Annotated in this window: 14 protein-coding genes, 1 tRNA gene and 1 pseudogene; 8 read left to right on the top strand and 8 right to left on the bottom strand. The window is 63.1% G+C overall.

Annotated elements, in window-relative coordinates:
• Positions 1 to 339: 339 nt before the first annotated feature.
• Both OKW30_RS12620 and OKW30_RS12625 read right to left on the bottom strand, forming a co-directional pair.
• The gene (locus OKW30_RS12620; protein ID WP_256211476.1) at positions 340 to 465 is read right to left on the bottom strand and encodes a hypothetical protein; all 126 of its coding nucleotides are present in this window, start codon (positions 463 to 465) and stop codon (positions 340 to 342) included.
• Positions 465 to 608, bottom strand: coding sequence for a hypothetical protein (locus OKW30_RS12625; protein ID WP_176133875.1), 144 nt, complete (start codon positions 606 to 608; stop codon positions 465 to 467). The genes OKW30_RS12620 and OKW30_RS12625 overlap by 1 nt, the downstream gene beginning before the upstream one ends.
• A gap of 66 nt (positions 609 to 674) precedes the next feature.
• On the opposite strand from OKW30_RS12625, the gene istA reads away from it, so the two are divergent.
• The 3 genes from istA to OKW30_RS12640 are packed head-to-tail and all read left to right on the top strand — an operon-like array spanning position 675 to position 3,146.
• Positions 675 to 2,177: an IS21 family transposase gene (istA, locus tag OKW30_RS12630; RefSeq protein ID WP_429345680.1), complete on the top strand. Its 1,503-nt coding sequence runs from the start codon at positions 675 to 677 to the stop codon at positions 2,175 to 2,177.
• Positions 2,164 to 2,928 (top strand): IS21-like element helper ATPase IstB, encoded by a 765-nt coding sequence (gene istB, locus OKW30_RS12635; protein WP_429345679.1) that lies wholly within the window; start codon positions 2,164 to 2,166, stop codon positions 2,926 to 2,928. Before istA ends, istB begins: the two co-directional genes overlap by 14 nt.
• Positions 2,925 to 3,146: a hypothetical protein gene (locus tag OKW30_RS12640; protein ID WP_429345678.1), complete on the top strand. Its 222-nt coding sequence runs from the start codon at positions 2,925 to 2,927 to the stop codon at positions 3,144 to 3,146. Before istB ends, OKW30_RS12640 begins: the two co-directional genes overlap by 4 nt.
• Before the next feature lie 88 nt (positions 3,147 to 3,234).
• Here OKW30_RS12640 and OKW30_RS12645 read toward each other — a convergent pair whose 3' ends face one another.
• From OKW30_RS12645 to acs, 6 genes are all read right to left on the bottom strand, one after another.
• Entirely contained in the window at positions 3,235 to 5,394 is a 2,160-nt protein-coding gene (locus OKW30_RS12645) for a hypothetical protein (RefSeq protein ID WP_429346846.1), read from the bottom strand.
• A gap of 15 nt (positions 5,395 to 5,409) precedes the next feature.
• Complete coding sequence (locus tag OKW30_RS12650) at positions 5,410 to 6,930, bottom strand: SIR2 family protein (RefSeq protein ID WP_429346847.1); 1,521 nt, start codon at positions 6,928 to 6,930, stop codon at positions 5,410 to 5,412.
• 365 nt (positions 6,931 to 7,295) lie between these two features.
• Positions 7,296 to 7,386 (bottom strand) — tRNA-Ser (locus tag OKW30_RS12655).
• Positions 7,387 to 7,456: 70 nt separating this feature from the next.
• The gene (locus OKW30_RS12660; protein WP_429347748.1) at positions 7,457 to 9,475 is read right to left on the bottom strand and encodes a sodium:solute symporter family protein; all 2,019 of its coding nucleotides are present in this window, start codon (positions 9,473 to 9,475) and stop codon (positions 7,457 to 7,459) included.
• Between the two features lie 4 nt (positions 9,476 to 9,479).
• Positions 9,480 to 9,908 (bottom strand): DUF4212 domain-containing protein, encoded by a 429-nt coding sequence (locus OKW30_RS12665; RefSeq protein ID WP_429346848.1) that lies wholly within the window; start codon positions 9,906 to 9,908, stop codon positions 9,480 to 9,482.
• A gap of 157 nt (positions 9,909 to 10,065) precedes the next feature.
• Positions 10,066 to 12,048 (bottom strand): acetate--CoA ligase, encoded by a 1,983-nt coding sequence (gene acs, locus OKW30_RS12670; protein ID WP_429346849.1) that lies wholly within the window; start codon positions 12,046 to 12,048, stop codon positions 10,066 to 10,068.
• A gap of 482 nt (positions 12,049 to 12,530) precedes the next feature.
• Between acs and OKW30_RS12675 the strand changes: the two are divergent.
• From OKW30_RS12675 to murI, 5 genes and pseudogenes are all read left to right on the top strand, one after another.
• Positions 12,531 to 12,941, top strand: a pseudogene (locus OKW30_RS12675) (EamA family transporter); the annotation flags it as partial.
• A gap of 246 nt (positions 12,942 to 13,187) precedes the next feature.
• Positions 13,188 to 13,673, top strand: coding sequence for a TIGR00645 family protein (locus OKW30_RS12680; protein ID WP_221307810.1), 486 nt, complete (start codon positions 13,188 to 13,190; stop codon positions 13,671 to 13,673).
• Between the two features lie 51 nt (positions 13,674 to 13,724).
• Positions 13,725 to 15,248, top strand: a complete 1,524-nt coding sequence (locus OKW30_RS12685) for a fumarate hydratase (protein WP_184032610.1) — start codon at positions 13,725 to 13,727, stop codon at positions 15,246 to 15,248.
• 220 nt (positions 15,249 to 15,468) lie between these two features.
• The gene (gene bfr, locus OKW30_RS12690) at positions 15,469 to 15,948 is read left to right on the top strand and encodes a bacterioferritin (RefSeq protein ID WP_184070176.1); all 480 of its coding nucleotides are present in this window, start codon (positions 15,469 to 15,471) and stop codon (positions 15,946 to 15,948) included.
• A 164-nt stretch (positions 15,949 to 16,112) separates the two neighbouring features.
• The gene (murI, locus tag OKW30_RS12695) at positions 16,113 to 17,000 is read left to right on the top strand and encodes a glutamate racemase (protein ID WP_429346850.1); all 888 of its coding nucleotides are present in this window, start codon (positions 16,113 to 16,115) and stop codon (positions 16,998 to 17,000) included.
• Positions 17,001 to 17,007: the final 7 nt, after the last annotated feature.

Consider the following 17,007-nt stretch of genomic DNA (forward strand, 5'->3'; position numbering starts at 1 on the left):
GCGAGCGCAGACGCACCGGGGATGTTCGGTTCGGCAGGGGGATGACGCGGGAATCGGGATGCGGTAGAAGAACGACTACAACTGACCGCCGAAGAAACAGGCCCGACACCGGTCCTAACCGCCAAGTTCATTCCAGTGTCGAGCCCCACACGCGCACAACGGGGTACGGGTGCCGGGCCAGTATGGCACGGCTGATCCGCCTCGTCGATTCCGCTTCGGCATTGACGGGGACTGCCGATGCCGGCCACTGGCCGCCTCTTTCTGTGCGCCCGCTGCCGGGCGCAGGTCGTCGTGTGCCGCCGTTGCGATCGCGGCCAGATTTACTGCGGTGGCGACTGCTCACAGGCCTCGCGCCGCGCCCGCCTGCGCGAGGCTGGCCAACGCTATCAACTCAGTCGTCGTGGCCGCTTTGCACATGCCGAACGGATGCGTCGCTATCGTCAGCGCCTCAATAAAGTGACGCATCAGCGTTCCCCGACACCCGTCGCCAATGCTCTACTGCCACTGACTTCGACGACGACGGCCACCGCATCGACATCCACTGTCGCCGCGCCCGGATCGACGCCTTGCTGCTTCTGTCGCCGCATCTGTTCGGGCCTTGTACGCATCGGGCCACTGCGCCGTCGGGTCTTCCGTGATGTTCGTACTACTACTGACAGAACAGGAAACGACCCATGACCATTGGAGCTGAACTCGAGGCGCAGATCCTGCGCTATTACCACGTGGAGAAGTGGCGTTGCGGCACCATCGCGCGCCAGTTGCGCGTGCACCGCGGCACCGTCCAGCGCGTGCTGGCCCAGGCCGGCCTGCCCAGGATTGGCGCCGTGCAGCGAGCCTCACAGATCGATGCTTACCTGCCGTTCATCCACGAGACGCTAAAGAAGTTTCCCTCGCTCACGGCCAGTCGCCTGTATGCGATGGTGTATGAGCGCGGCTACCGGGGCAGTCACCACCACTTCCGGCACCTGATCTCGCTGCACCGGCCACGCCCGGTACCTGAGGCTTACCTGCGCCTGCGCACGCTGCCCGGGGAACAGGCGCAGGTCGATTGGGCCAGCTTCGGTCACCTGCAGATCGGTCGGGCACGACGACCGCTGATGGCCTTCGTGATGGTGCTGTCGTGGTCACGGCAGATCTATCTGCGCTTCTTCCTCGATGCCCGTATGGACAGTTTCCTGGCAGGACATGCCGGCGCCTTCGAAGCATGGTCCGGGGTCCCCAGGGTTCTGCTTTACGATAACCTGCGTAGCGCCGTGCTTGAGCGTCAGGGCGATGCGATCCGCTTCCACCCGACATTGCTCGCGTTCGCCGCGCATCATCGTTATGAGCCTCGTCCGGTGGCTGTCGCACGGGGCAACGAGAAGGGGCGCGTTGAACGGGCAATCCGCTTTGTACGCGAGAGCTTCTTTGCCGCTCGCAGATTCACGGACCTCGACGATCTCAACGCCCAGGCGGCAATCTGGTGCGCGGGACCCGCTGCTGAGCGGCCCTGCCGCGAAGAACCCATGATCACCGTGCGCGAGGCCTTCGGGCGCGAACAGCCCAGCCTGCTCACGTTGCCGGAGAATCCGTACCCGTGTGAGCTGCTTCTCGCCGTGAAGGTCGGCAAGACGCCCTACGTGCGCTTCGACCTGAACGACTATACGATCCCGTATACCCATGTGCGACGCACGCTCACGGTACGAGCTGATCCCCGGCGCGTACGCATTCTCGACGGCGCCGATCTGCTCGCCACCCATGAACGCAGTTACGATCGCGGCGCGCAGATCGAGATTGCCGCACACATCGATGCGCTCGTCGCAAGGAAGCACGAGGCCCGTCACCATCGCGGTCTTGATCATCTGGCCCGGGCTGCGCCGGCCAGCCGGACCCTGATGCTGCACGCCGCTGAGCGTGGCGGCAATCTGGGCAATATCACCACGCACCTGCTGCGACTGCTCGACCGCTATGGCCCGGCCGAACTGCAGGCCGCGATCGAGGAAACCCTTGCCAGCGACGCGGCGCCTCATCCCAATCCGGTACGTCTGGCGCTTGAGCGCCGGCGCGAGGCACGGCAGGCCCCGCCGCCAGTCACCCTCATCCTGCCCGAACACGTGCGCAACAAGGACACGCTGGTGACACCACACCGGCTCGACATCTACGACCAGCTTGCGGGAGGCGCCGATGAACACGCCTGAGAACCTTCATGGGCGCGCGAACGCCCTGCGTCTGTACGGACTGCTCGCGCATTGGACCGATGTGGCCGCCGAACAGTGGGTCGCGCCGCTGTTGCAGTGGGAAGAGGATGAGCGCGCCCGCCGATCACTGGAGCGACGTATCCGCGATGCCCGCCTGGGCAACTTCAAGCCGCTGTGCGACTTCGACTGGAGCTGGCCCACGCGCTGCGACCGGCTTGCCGTTGAAGAGTTGATGTCGCTCGGGTTCGTCAGGGATACCGCCAACGTCGTGTTGATCGGCCCGAATGGTGTCGGCAAGTCAACCCTCGCGCTCAATCTCGCCTATCAGGCGCTCGTGCACGGTCACACCGCGCTGTTCACTACCGCCGGTCAGATGCTCGGCGAACTGGCCGCACTGGACAGCGATTCGGCGCTGCGTCGACGCCTGCGCCGCTATGCATCCCCTGACGTCCTGGTGATTGATGAGGTCGGTTACCTCTCGTACTCAAACCGCCACGCCGATCTGCTGTTCGAACTGGTCAGCCGCAGGTACGGATCGGCAAGTACCGTGGTCACAACCAACAGACCGTTCTCCGAATGGCACGAGGTGTTCCCGAACGCCGCCTGTGTCGTCTCGCTCGTTGACCGGCTGGTCCATCGCGCCGAAGTCATTGCCATCGAGGGCGAGTCCTACCGGGTCAAGGAAGCGCGCGAGAGGGCCGAGCAACGCGCCAGCAGACGCAGTAGCGCGCGTGCGGAGAAGAAATCATGAAGCGCCTGGCACACCTGCCTTCGGGCATCACCCGTGGGCTCGACTTCCTGATACCGGACAACTGGTCGCCGGAACAGGCGCTCGCCGTCGTCGAACTCATCGGGGATCTGCGTGCCCGGATCTGCATGCACTATGACCTCGCCCTGCATGACCTGCTGCACGAACAGCATTCCCCTCCCGAGGATCCCAATCTCAACGACATCGGCGATCCATTCTGATTGGGACCGGCCACCCCGACCGAGGCCGTCAACGGCGCTTCATTGTTGACGGTCCTGGTGAACCTTGTGCCGCCATTTATGTGCGGATTTACGCCGCCGTCAACAGATGCAGAGCATCTTGCGGATATCGTCCGCATAAACCCGATTCGTGCAGCAGATGCACAATGTAGTCGGGGTGTTCAATTGGTTGCAGCCAGTCCTGCACCGCAGCCAAAGCAGCCGGAAATTCAGCGCGGGCAGCAATGATCAGTCGGGTTAACGATTCCGCGATTCGAGGAGTGGCAAGGTCGCGGGACTTAGGCCAAACGTCCTGCCAGAAGCGTTGCACACGATTTCTCCAATAATCTTCTCGCTGATCGGCAGAGCCTTCAAGTGTCTGAGAGAGTGCCTGAGCTGACTCCTCCAATCCTTCTTGAGGCAATGCTCCAGTGGCAGATCGGAACTCGTCCAATGTGTAGCCCTCGATTGGCCCCAGCGCCGCATAAGTCAGGAAAGCAGCGAACTGCTGACGGTGTTCGCCCAAGTCGGCGTAGTGATTTGCGGTTTCGAGGAACTGCGGTTTGAATGCAATCAACAAGGGCTGGTACAAACGTGGGGACCACAGGAAGCCTTCCCATACAGCTTTCGCTTCGGCCGGACGACTCCAACTGAACAGCGGCAACAGGTACTGCTCGGTCCACGAGCGGTCCACGCGGAAGAGCGCGATTAGTTGCGCCCCCAGCAGGACCCGACCATGACGAAACCGTGCGACCCGCGCATCGCACAGTTCAGTGAAGAACGGTTCGATATCGGCAGGAAGCTGATCGTTGTCGTTCGGACTCCGTTTGAACCACAGATTGATCAGCGCCTGCGTGACGTGGCCGACCGGATGATTGATAGCCTCTGTAACCGGCTGGCCAATCGGCTCGCCATTGCGCGTTATGCCCGTGCCTGCTTCGAGCGGCAGAGCCAGGACGCGACGGCACAGGTTCAGCAGGATTGCCTCGTGTCGGTTGATTGATTTGGACGCGGCCTCAGCCCACCACGTCACACTGTGGACAATTTCCTGAATGACGGTGTCGGGCATTGTCTGCACCAGTGGCGCGGCATATCGCCAAGATCGCAATGTCGTCGCCTCTTCGCTCCAGACCTGTAATGCCTCACGCCATCGCCCGACTGGCCATGCTCCATCACGTGCTAAATCGCATAGTGCGTAAAGGCTGTGAAAGAAGCGAGTTCGGCAAACTTCGCGCCACGTGTCTTCATAGAACGGCTGCCCTTCGGGCAGCGGCTTAGTGAGCCATTGCACGAGCTCTCTCCGCTTGCGGGGGGCAATGTCGATGTCGCGGTTGTCCTCGTAGTCCGGATCGCCAGTGCCGCTCATCCAGTGCGAAAACTCGTCGCGCTCGTTCACCGTCAGCTGCCATTGCGGGTATGCGCTGGACAGCTCCGCCAACCGTGTCTGAGCGGTTACCCCCAGTGCGAGGCCGGATGCATTCAGCTTAGCCAGATGCAGCCAAACCGAACGTGCCACCAGTTCTTGCCACCGGTCCGGTTCAAGGTCATGCCGGTACTTTTCACGCGGCGGCCCAGTCAAGATCGCCGATTCCAGACGTTCCTGAATTGTTCCTGCCAATTGGTGCCCCTGCAACACCAACAACCTGAACACCTCCCGGCCTGTATCTGTAGCCCACAACCACCACGCATCATCGGCCAACAGCCAGCTGACCCATTGCTCGGGTGCGATGCAAGCGTCTTGACTGGCAGCAAACAAAGCCAGTCGTTTAAAGGTGGGGTACGGCAGATCGAACCACGCCAGAGCAATCCGCGTGGCGCGGCCGTTATCGATCTCGCGAACTGCCTGCCAAGCATCGCGCAGCAGCTCGACCAATATTACCCAGTCGCGGAAGCCACGGTTTTGCCAATGCGGGCTAATCGACGGGAGGTCCCAGTGCGATCGGTCACTGCGGTCGTCAGCCGCACCCAGCTCGCGCAGCAGGTCCAGCGCATCGCGCAGCAGTTGCTGGAAGTCCTCCAATAGCTGGGGCAACGCGGACATCCAGTGCTCATCGGTGAGATCGCGCAGGGCCGAGTGGACGTGATCGACGGACAGCACGAGTTCCCAATCCACCAGTTCCCGCAAGCGCGCGGGCTCGTTTGTGTTTTCTGCCTCGTCGTCCCAGCGAAACGGCTTTTTCAAGTTTACCTTGGGTGCGAGCAGGTCGCGCAACTCCAGTCGCAAAGTGGTGGTCAGCCCCTCGCGCTTCAATCGCCCCTGCCAACGCTACAGATCAGGGTTTTGCCACGATGTTCTCACCCGGCCGCTCAGCAGCAGCTGCCAGAGCGTGCGCATCAACGGCCTAGGGATGGCCCTTGGCGCCTGTGAGCGGATTTCCTCCAGTTCGGCAGTTTTGTTGTCACGCACCAGTGAGGCAAAGCGATCCAGTTGGTGTTCGATCAGCCACGGCCAGCGATCGTGCAGCTGCGCACCGCGCTGCGCAATCCAGATGATCAGTCTCGGGTCATCCAGATGGCGTACCAGCCAGCGAGCCAGATGGGCCATCACGTCATCCCACTGACTGCCTCTGAGACCACCGGAGACCAGCAGCATCGGTGGTGCGAGGTCATAGGGCGCCGGTCGGCGAATCAGGCTGAAACGCAGCTTGGCGTCTACGTCGTCGTGAGGAGGCACGCGGAAGCGGCTCAGATCGCTGTGCTGAAAACGCTCGTCCGAGAAGGCCTCCAGCAACCAGTCCAGCGACGGAACCGGGTTGAAATCGGCAAAACGTTTGGCTGGCAGTCCCGACTTGTCCGACAAAGCCCACAACATACGGCCGACGAAGTCGTCCTGCTGCGTACTTGCCGATGGGCGCGCCAGGGCGTGACCGACGACAATCCGTTCCTTACCCAGCACACCGTCACGATAGACTTCCGCCCATGCTTGCAACGTCTGGTGCAGCGCTGAATGGTCGTGGCTCCCGGCGGGAACTTCGTAGAGGATGGGCGTGACACCCTTGGCTTCCCACTCGATGGTCTTGCGGTGCTCCTGTCCCGGCCCGCAATCGCCCAGTGCCCACGCTTGTGGCGTAACTTCGCCTAACATCCGATCAGCAGCCAACGCATCCATCATGTAGCGCAAAACCGGATCGTTGATACTGTAACCAACGAAGCAGACGACATAGTTGCGAAACAGTTCGCTCACGAAGCGCGCTGCCCAGCGTTCGGTGAGATAGGCAAGGCCGAAATCGCCGCTGGTGAGTACCAGCCGGTTCAAGACCGTGTCGTCCGGCTTCTCGGACAGCAGGCCGTGCAGGTAGACCAACCCGTTCCAGCGGCTGTTCTTCGGGATCGGCAACATCGGAGCAGCATACGTCTGGAACGCTTGACCTATGCGTTTGGCCGCCGCGTGAAACACGCGGTCGAAGTTGGTTGTGACAAGCCGCAGCGCACCTTCACGGCTGCGCGCCAGCCGTAACAATGCCGCCTGCGTATCGGTGGCGCCCTTGCGGCGCAATTTGGGTTTTAGCGCTTGCACCAGCGCACGTCGAACGGCAAGGCGCTGCCCCGGCAGACGTCGCTCTAACAGATCGAGTGTCGCGTCAAATTGCCCGCGGTCGAAGGCCTCTCGCTCGATGTCGGTGGGAGCCGTGCCGTTGAGATGGTAGATCTGCTCCACCAGCCCCCTGAATCCCGGCAAGCCGGCGGGATAGGAAATACCAGCGCCGCAGAAAAAAACCACGCGGCCCTCTTCTTGCGCCTGTAAGAGCTCATCCGGAATATCCGGTCCATTGCCAATGAATTGCACTTTGTTTTCCCGTTTCTTATTAGCGATCCAGCCTGTTCTTGGAAGGGTAACTGAATGGGTACTGTGGCGGATGATTTGCCGGCCAATTCAAAGAGTTGAACGACGCAGCCTATTAGCAAGCTCGTTTGAGCACGCGTTAGGGGGCCGTTCTGAAGTTTGGGTGGACAGGAATGACAACAGGTATCACGCGCGCGCGTAGCGCCCGACGTTTTCGAAGAATCAGCAATGTTCCTCAGCACAACCCAGCCACGACATACTCCTCACAGGGGTCGATCACGGGGCCAAAAGGCAGTTTTCGCTTTTGGTGGGTTCTTTGGCGGGTAGAAAATAAAAACGGGCCGAAAGGCCCGTATTCATTGGTGTCCTGGCGGAGAGAGGGGGATTCGAACCCCCGATAGGCTATTAACCTATACACGCTTTCCAGGCGTGCGACTTAAACCGCTCATCCATCTCTCCGGCGGGGAGCCGAATTATAGCAAACTTCGCGCCCTGCGCCACACCCTGGCCAAAGCCCCGCGCAAACCGCCTACGGATGCCGGATATAGTCGACCAGCGCGATCGTATAAGCGTCCGCCTTTCGATCGAGCAAACTCACCCCGATCGCCACGAGAAAACCCGCCGGCACACCGAACACGCCCGAACTGATCGGCTCGATGCCAAACCAGCGCGCACCTGTGAATCCCGTCATCTGCGTGAAGAACGGATACGTCGACACGATGTAGTAGATGCACACGACGAGCCCCGCGACCATCCCCGCCACCGCGCCGAGCCGCGTCGTGCGTTTCCAGAATACGCCGAGCACGAGCGCCGGAAACAGACTCGACGCCGCCAGCGAAAACGCCGCCCCGACCAGAAACAGAATATTCCCCGTATTCAGCGACGCCACGTACGACGCGAACAATGCGACACCCAGCAGCAGAATCTTCGAGATCGTCACGCGCCGCTGGCTCGACGCGTTCGGATCGACCATGTGGTAGTACACGTCGTGCGATAGCGCGTTCGCGATCGTCAGCAGCAGACCATCCGCGGTCGATAGCGCCGCCGCGAGCGCCCCCGCCGCGATCAAGCCCGACATCACATACGGCAGCCCCGCGATCTCGGGCGCCGCGAGCACGACCATATCAGGCTGCATCTGGATCTCGCTCCAGCGCACGATACCGTCGCCGTTCGTATCGGCGAGGCTGATCAGGCTCGGTTCGACCTTGCGCCATTGCATCAGCCACTGCGGCAGATCGGCGAAATGATGGCCGACCAGATTCGACAGGATCTCGTACTTGATCAGCACCGCCAGCACCGGCACGGTCAGATAGAACAGCGCGACGAAAAAGAGCGTCCAGCCGACCGAGCGCCGCGCCGACGCCACCGAAGTCGTCGTGTTGTAGCGCGTCAGGATATGCGGCAGGCTCGCCGTGCCAAGCGACAGACACAGCAGCAGCGATAGAAAGTTACGCGTGTGCGTGCTCCGGTCTTCCTCACCGACAGCAGGAAACGGTTCCTGCATCGGCACCGGCGCGCTCGCCCGCATCAGCATGTCGTCGCGCTTCTGACTCCAGACGATCTGCGCGGCGGCGGCATCGCGCGGAAACTGTTCGAGCGCGCGCTCGCGCTCCTTGATCTCGCGCAACGGACCGTTATGGCGGCGCAGATCGCCGACCTCCTGCGTGAGCCGCTGCTTTTCGTCGATGAACGATTGCGGCAGCGTATCGAGCCGCAGTTGCATCAGCGCGGCGCGGCGTCGATAGTCGTCGCGCACGCGCTCCTCGAGCGGCGCGTCGCGCACCTGTTTCTCGAGCCCTTCCATGCGCTCCATCAGGCGCCCATAGCTGAATTGCGGCACCCAGCCGAGGCCGTCCTTGTGCGCGATCATCGATACCGGTATCAGCATCGCGAGGATCAGGATGATGTACTGCGCGACCTGGGTCCACGTGACGGCACGCATGCCGCCCAGAAACGAGCACACCAGAATGCCCGCGAGCCCGCAGAAAATGCCGACCGCGAAATCGACGCCGATAAAGCGCGTCGCGATCAACCCGACGCCCTGGATCTGCGCGACCAGATAGACGAACGAGCACAGGATCGCGGCGAGCGCCGCGAGGCCGCGCACCGCGTTGCTCGAATAGCGCGTGCCGAGAAAATCGGGAATCGTGTAGCGCGCGAGCTTGCGCACATACGGCGCGAGCAGGAACGCGACGAGGCAATAGCCGCCGGTCCAGCCCATCAGGTACGCGAGGCCGTCGTAGCCGGTCGCGTAGATCGAGCCGGCCAGACCGATGAACGACGCGGCCGACAACCAGTCGGCCGCGGTCGCCATGCCGTTGAACGCCGACGGCACGCGCCGCCCCGCTACGTAATATTCGACCAGGTCGGACGTGCGCGACAGCACGCCGATCACCGCATACACCGCGATCGGCACGAACAGGAACACATAGCCGACCCACACCCCGGGACCGGTGCTGCGCTCGATGCGCCACATCACGTAGACGAATATCAGAAAGCCGAGCGTATAGAGCGCGTACGAGCGGATCAGCCGATGCGTGAGCTTCATCGGCTCAGCGCCCGCGCGCGGCCGGCGCGTCTGTGTCGATCTTGACGTCATCGTTCGCGCCGGTGGTGGAATCCGCGGCGGGACCGCTTGCCGCATCGCGCTGCGAATCCGCTTCGAACGCGTGCTGCAACTGACGATCGGCGCGCTGCATCAGCACGATATAGACGACGATCAACGCGAGGTAGATCAGGATTGCGCCTTGTGCGCCAAAGTAGAACGGCAGCATGAAGCCGCCTGCGTGCACCTGCCCGAGCGCGGGCGCCAGCAATGGCACGACGAAAGAGACGAAGAAGCCAAGCGTCATCAGCACCGCGATCAGCGCGAGGTTGAAACGCCAGTACCTGCGATGCGCGAGCGCCATCGCCGCCGAGACCGGCGGCGGTTCGGGCGGGGGGTTCAACCTGGCGTGGGAGGATAGGTGCGGCGCGGCCATGCGCCTATGTATCAAAAAGGCATCGGCGAGGCAATTGGGATTGTCCGCGCAACGCCGTGACGCAAGCCGTCCGCTCGAATAACGGGTCTGCGCGGCGTGCCCGCAAGCGTGTCGATCGACACGCCGCCGCCGTCCGCGCAGATCCGCTTACAACGCTTTAAATCGACTCGCCGAGCTGATCGAGAATCGCCGGGTTTTCCAGCGTCGACACGTCCTGGGTGATTTCCTCGCCTTTCGCGAGCGAACGCAACAGACGACGCATGATCTTGCCCGAACGCGTCTTCGGCAGGTTCTCCCCGAAGCGGATGTCCTTCGGCTTCGCGATCGGACCGATCTCCTTGCCGACCCAGTTGCGCAGGTCGTTCGCGAGCTTCACGGCCTCTTCGCCTTGCGGACGCGCACGCTTGAGCACCACGAACGCGCACACCGCCTCGCCGGTCGTCGCATCGGGGCGGCCCACCACGGCGGCTTCCGCTACGAGCGGATTGGCCACCAGTGCCGACTCGATCTCCATGGTGCCGAGACGATGGCCCGACACGTTCAGCACGTCGTCGATGCGGCCCATGATCGTGAAGTAGCCGGTCTCCTTGTCGCGCACCGCGCCGTCGCCGGCGAGGTAGAGCCTGCCGCCGAGCTCGTCGGGGAAGTAGCTCTTCTTGTAGCGGTCCGGATCGCCCCACACGTTGCGCAGCATCGCCGGCCACGGGCGCTTGACCACCAGAATGCCGCCCTGCCCGTTCGGCACGTCCTGCCCGGTTTCGTCGACGACCGCAGCCATGATGCCCGGAAGCGGCAGCGTGCACGAACCCGGCACGAGCGGCGTCGCGCCCGGCATCGGCGCGATCATGTGGCCGCCGGTCTCGGTCTGCCACCACGTATCGACGATCGGACAGCGGCCGCCGCCGACGTTCTCGTAGTACCACACCCACGCTTCCGGATTGATCGGTTCGCCGACCGTGCCGATGATGCGCAACGTCGACAGGTCGTAGCTCTTCGGATGCACTTTAGCGTCGGCCTCGGAGGCCTTGATCAGCGAGCGGATCGCAGTAGGAGCCGTATAGAACAGCGTGACCCTGTGCTTCGCGATCATCTGCCAGAAGCGCCCGGCGTCCGGATAGGTCGGCACGCCCTCGAACACGACCTGGGTGCCGCCAAGCGTGAGCGGCCCGTACGTAATGTAGCTATGGCCGGTGATCCAGCCGATGTCGGCGGTACACCAGAACACGTCGGAGGGGCGCCAGTCGAAGGTCCATTTCAGCGTTTGCGCGGCCCACAGCAGATAGCCGCCGGTGCTGTGCTGCACGCCCTTCGGCTTGCCGGTCGAGCCCGACGTATAGAGGATGAAGAGCGGATGCTCGGCGCCGACCCATTCGGGCGCGCACTGATCCGACTCGGCCTGCGCGAGTTCGTGCATCCACAGGTCGCGCCCTGCGTCCCACGCGACCTTGCCGCCGGTGCGCTGGTACACGATCACGCTCGTGACCTTCTCGCAGCCGCCGAGCGCGAGCGCTTCGTCAGCGATGTTCTTCAGCGGCAAAGCCTTGCCGCCGCGCATCTGTTCGTCGGACGTGATCAGCGCGACCGCGCCGACGTCGACGAGCCGCTCGTTGAGCGACTTCGACGAGAAGCCGCCGAACACGACCGAGTGCGTCGCGCCGATCCGCGCGCACGCCTGCATCGCGACGATGCCTTCGATCGACATCGGCATATAGATGACGACCGGGTCGCCTTTCTTCACGCCGCGTTTTTTCAGCGCATTCGCGAAGCGCGATACGCGTTGCAGCAGATCCTGATAGGTGACGTTGGTGACGGTACCGTCGTCGGCTTCGAACACGATCGCGACGCGCTCGCCGTTGCCGGCCTCGACGTGACGGTCGATGCTGTTATACGACGCGTTCAGCTGGCCGTCTTCGAACCACGTGTAGAACGGCGCCTTCGATTCGTCGAGCACCTTCGTAAACGGCTTGTGCCAACTCAGCGTCTCCTTCGCGAGACGCCCCCAGAAGCCTTCGTAGTCGCGCTCCGCTTCGGCGGCGAGCGCCCGGTACGCGTCCATGCCGGAGATCGTGGCATCCTTCGCAGTGTCAGCGGAGGGCGGAAAAACGCGACGTTCCTGAAGAACCGATTCAATCGCAGACATCGACAACCCCTTGGTGAAGATGAAACGTAAAACCTGTACCGGCGCGCTTCGGGCGCGCGGGCCTCATCCTGTTCGAGCCGCCACGAGCGGCGCTGTCTCCCACCTCGCGATACCGTCAAACGCGTGCGCGTGCGGCATCGCAACATCCGTGCATGCGGGCACCCTGCGCGATCCTATCCCGCGTCAAGGCTTAACCATATGCGCTGCAACTTACCGGCCACTTACGCGCATCGTGTTGATCTGCAAGCGAAAACCCTTAGATCGCGCCAGCCATCGACGCAGTTACGCGTTGATCAGACGAGATGCGCGCGAAAAAGATCGCCGTTCTACAGAGCCTTCTACGCTCGCTCGCAGCACACTGCATACCGTTGATGCGAACTCGACGCACCGCCAGCGCGCCCGCTTTCGCACCCTTTCGCACCCTTATGCTCTCTCGCACGGCCTTTTACAATGCTAACTGAACTAGCCGTCCGGATTCCAGCTTGAATCGCTACGCCCTGCTTCTCATTACCTCGATGCTGCTGGTCGGCAGCAACGTCGGAATCGGTAAATCGATCGTCGCCTTCGTCCCCGTCCCGCTGTTTGCGCTACTGCGTTTCGTAATCGCGATGGCCGTGCTTTGGCCGCTGTTGCGCGTGACCAAACTGCGCCGCGTCAGACGCGACGAATGGATCAACCTGTTTTTGCAGGCGCTATTCGGCACCTTCGGCTTCACGCTGCTGATGCTCAACGGCGTCGCGCGTACCAGCGCGGTCGCGGCCGGCGTGATCACGAGCACGATTCCGGCGGTCGTCGCGCTGCTGTCGTGGCTGATCCTGAAGGAGCGGCCCGACGGCCGCGCGCTCGCGCACGGGATCGCGCTTGCCTGCGTGGTCGCCGGTATCGGCCTCGCGAGCCTGAAGGCGCGCAGCGTGCCGCCGATCGCATCGTAATTCCGGTGTGGCGGGCGCGCTGCCCGCCGCAAAGCAGCAGATTCGACCGACGCTGTACAATAGCGCGCCTGACGCGAGTCTCGCGCCCCTTCAATGGCCGCGCCCCGCACCGCCGTCGGCGCCTGGCCCCTGTTCCGTCACCCGCGCTTCATCTGACCGTTGCCTATGTCCGCTTCGCGACCCGCCTCCGCCCGTCCGCGCCGCCCCATGCGCGCGCTGCCCCACCTCGTTTTCATGAGCCGCTGGCTGCAGGTGCCGCTGTACCTCGGGCTGATCGTCGCGCAGGCGGTCTACGTCGTGCTATTCCTGAAGGAAGTCTGGCATCTGGTCACCGACTCGATGAAGCTCGACGAAACCAGCATCATGCTCGTCGTGCTGGGCCTGATCGACGTGGTGATGATCTCGAACCTGCTGATCATGGTGATCATCGGCGGGTATGAAACGTTCGTATCGCGCCTCGGCCTCGACGGTCATCCGGACGAACCGGAATGGCTCGATCACGTGAACGCCGGCGTGCTGAAAGTGAAGCTGTCGATGGCGCTGATCAGCATTTCGCCGATCCATCTGCTGAAGACCTTCATCAGCCCCGACCAGAACACCACGCACACGCTCCCCAAACATTTCGAAGGGCCCGCGGCATTGCACGCCGTGGGCGGCATCAAGGTTTCCACTCCCATGAAGGCGCAAGACTGACCGCACCGTGCTGCGATCCGACAACAAGCGCCACTCCCCACTGAGCTAGCCATGACCGTCATCAAACAGGAAGACCTGATTCAGAGCATCGCTGATTCGCTGCAGTACATCAGCTACTACCATCCGCTCGACTACATCGAAGCGCTCGGCCGCGCGTACGAGCTCGAACAGAGCCCCGCAGCGAAGGACGCGATCGCGCAGATCCTGACCAACAGCCGCATGTGCGCCGAAGGCAAGCGCCCGATCTGCCAGGACACCGGCATCGTCACGGTGTTCGTGAAGGTCGGTATGGACGTGCGTTGGGACGGCGCGACGATGAGCGTCACCGACATGATCAACGAAGGCGTGCGCCGCGGTTATCTGAATCCGGACAACGTGCTGCGCGCATCGATCGTGAGCCCGCCCGAAGGCGCGCGCAAGAACACCAGGGACAACACGCCGGCCGTGATCCACTACGAGATCGTGCCGGGTAACACCGTCGACGTGCAGGTCGCGGCCAAGGGTGGCGGCTCGGAGAACAAGTCGAAGTTCGCGATGCTGAACCCGTCGGACTCGATCGTGGACTGGATCCTGAAGACCGTGCCGACGATGGGCGCGGGCTGGTGCCCGCCGGGCATGCTCGGCATCGGCATCGGCGGCACCGCTGAGAAAGCGATGGTGATGGCGAAGGAATCGCTGATGGACCCGATCGACATTCAGGACGTGATCGCGCGCGGCCCGAAGGACTGGATCGAAGAGCTGCGCGTCGAGCTGCACGAGAAGGTCAACGCGCTCGGTATCGGCGCGCAGGGCCTCGGCGGTCTGTCCACTGTTCTCGACGTGAAGATCATGGCCGCGCCGACGCACGCCGCATCCAAGCCGATCGCGATCATCCCGAACTGCGCGGCGACCCGCCACGCGCACTTCACGCTCGACGGTTCGGGCGTCGCCAGGCTCGAAGCGCCGTCGCTCGACGCATGGCCCAAGGTGCACTGGGAACCGAACACGGAAACCAGCAAGCGCGTCGACCTCAACACGCTGACGCCGGAAGAAGTGGCGGGCTGGAAGCCGGGCCAGACGCTGCTGCTGTCGGGCAAGATGTTGACGGGCCGCGACGCCGCACACAAGCGCATCGCCGACATGCTCGCGAAGGGCGAGAAGCTGCCGGTCGATTTTACGAACCGCGTGATCTACTACGTCGGCCCGGTCGATCCGGTGCGCGACGAAGCGGTCGGCCCGGCGGGCCCGACCACTGCGACGCGGATGGACAAGTTCACCGAGACGATGCTCGCGCAAACGGGCCTCATTTCGATGATCGGCAAGGCCGAGCGCGGCCCGGTCGCGATCGAGGCGATCAAGAAGCACAAGGCAGCGTATCTGATGGCCGTCGGCGGTGCGGCGTACCTCGTGTCGAAGGCGATCCGCAGCGCGAAGGTGCTCGCGTTCGAAGACCTCGGCATGGAAGCGATCTACGAGTTCGACGTGCAGGACATGCCGGTCACGGTCGCCGTCGATTCGAACGGCACCTCCGTGCACCAGACCGGCCCGAAGGAATGGCAAGCCAGGATCGGCAAGATTCCGGTCGCCACGGCTTGATGAGTCGCGATTAACGCTACTCAGGTCAGTCGAAAAGCCGGGGCCGCGATCCCGGCTTTTTCTTTCCGTGCGTCATGCACGCGCAAGGCGCCGCACGCACAAGGCCGCCAACGCCGCCAACGCCGCCAACGCCGCCAACGGTTGTATCGGATCTCTTGGCTTTTTTGGACATGGCGTTTATTGTTGTTGGAAATTCAAGGTTCCCGAAAAAGGAAATAACATGCAAGGCGACAAGAAGGTCATCGAATATCTGAACGCGCAGTTGAAGAACGAACTGACCGCGATCAATCAATACTTCCTGCATGCCCGAATGTACGGCCACTGGGGCCTCGACAAGCTCGGCAAGCACGAGTACGACGAGTCGATCGGCGAAATGAAGCATGCCGACATGCTGATCGAACGGATCTTCGTGCTCGACGGTCTGCCGAATCTGCAGGACCTGCACAAGCTGCTGATCGGTGAGGAAACCAAAGAGATCCTCGAATGCGATCTGAAGCTCGAACAGATTTCGCAAGGCACCTGCAAGGAGGCGATTGTCTACTGCGAATCGGTGCGCGATTTCATCTCGCGCGAAATCTTCACGAAGATTCTCGACGACACCGAAGAGCACATCGACTGGCTCGAAACCCAGCTCGATCTGATCGACAAGGTCGGTATCCAGAACTACCAGCAAAGCGCGATGGGCTCGGTCGAGTCCTGATCGAAGCACGCTGAAGCATTTCGCGCGGTAGCGGCACGACGCCTGCCCAGCAGGCATTCGCGCCGGACCGTACCGCACGGGCGATATACTTGCGCGCTCGTTCGCGCCTCACCGTGGTTTCACCCCTTTCGCCGACCGCCACTTCACGCTCGTTTTTTTCGCCTATGCCCGCCCCTTCGCCGTCCCCGACTGTCCGCAGTGTTGCCGCTGGCGCCGCGTCGCAGGCGCCGATCGGCATTTTCGATTCGGGGCTCGGCGGCCTGTCCGTGCTGCGCGCGGTGCGCGCGCAACTGCCTGACGAGGCGTTGCTGTATGTCGCCGATTCGCTGTACGCGCCCTACGGCGAGCGCGACGACGACTTCATCACCGACCGCACGCTGGCCATCGGCCAATGGCTCGCCGCACAAGGCGCGAAGGCGCTCGTGGTCGCATGCAATACGGCGACCGCGCAGTCGATCGCGCTGGTGCGCGAAAAGCTGCCGATTCCGCTCGTCGGTGTCGAGCCGGGTGTCAAGCCCGCCGCGCTGCAATCGAAAAGCCGCGTCGCCGGCGTGCTGGCGACCCAGGCGACACTGCGCAGCGCCCGCTTCCAGGGGCTGCTCGAACGCTACGCCGCCGACTGCCGCTTTCTGTGCCAGCCCGGCCACGGGCTCGTGCAGGCGGTCGAGCGTTGCGACGTCGGCTCGGCCGAGCTGCACGCACTGCTGCGCAGCTACCTGGAACCGATGCTCGACGCGGGCGCCGACACGCTGGTGCTCGGCTGCACCCATTACCCCTTTCTCGACGCGGCGATCCGCGACATCGTCGGCGAGCGGCTCGCGTTGATCGACACGAGCGTGGCGATCGCGCGTCAGCTCGAACGCGTGCTCGAGCAGCACGGCCTGCGCGCCGCCGTGTCGGCCGGGGGCACGCCGCTGCCGCGCTTCTATTCCACCGACGACGGCGTCCATCAGCAGCAACTCGCCGCCACGCTGCTGCGGATCGAGGCCGCGGTCGAGCAGGTATCGATACCGTCGGGCCGCACGGCCGCATCGGATTCTCGCGCCGCCTAGCGCCGGC

It is taken from the genome of Paraburkholderia sp. Clong3 (assembly GCF_050436485.1).
GTDB lineage: Bacteria > Pseudomonadota > Gammaproteobacteria > Burkholderiales > Burkholderiaceae > Paraburkholderia > Paraburkholderia tuberum.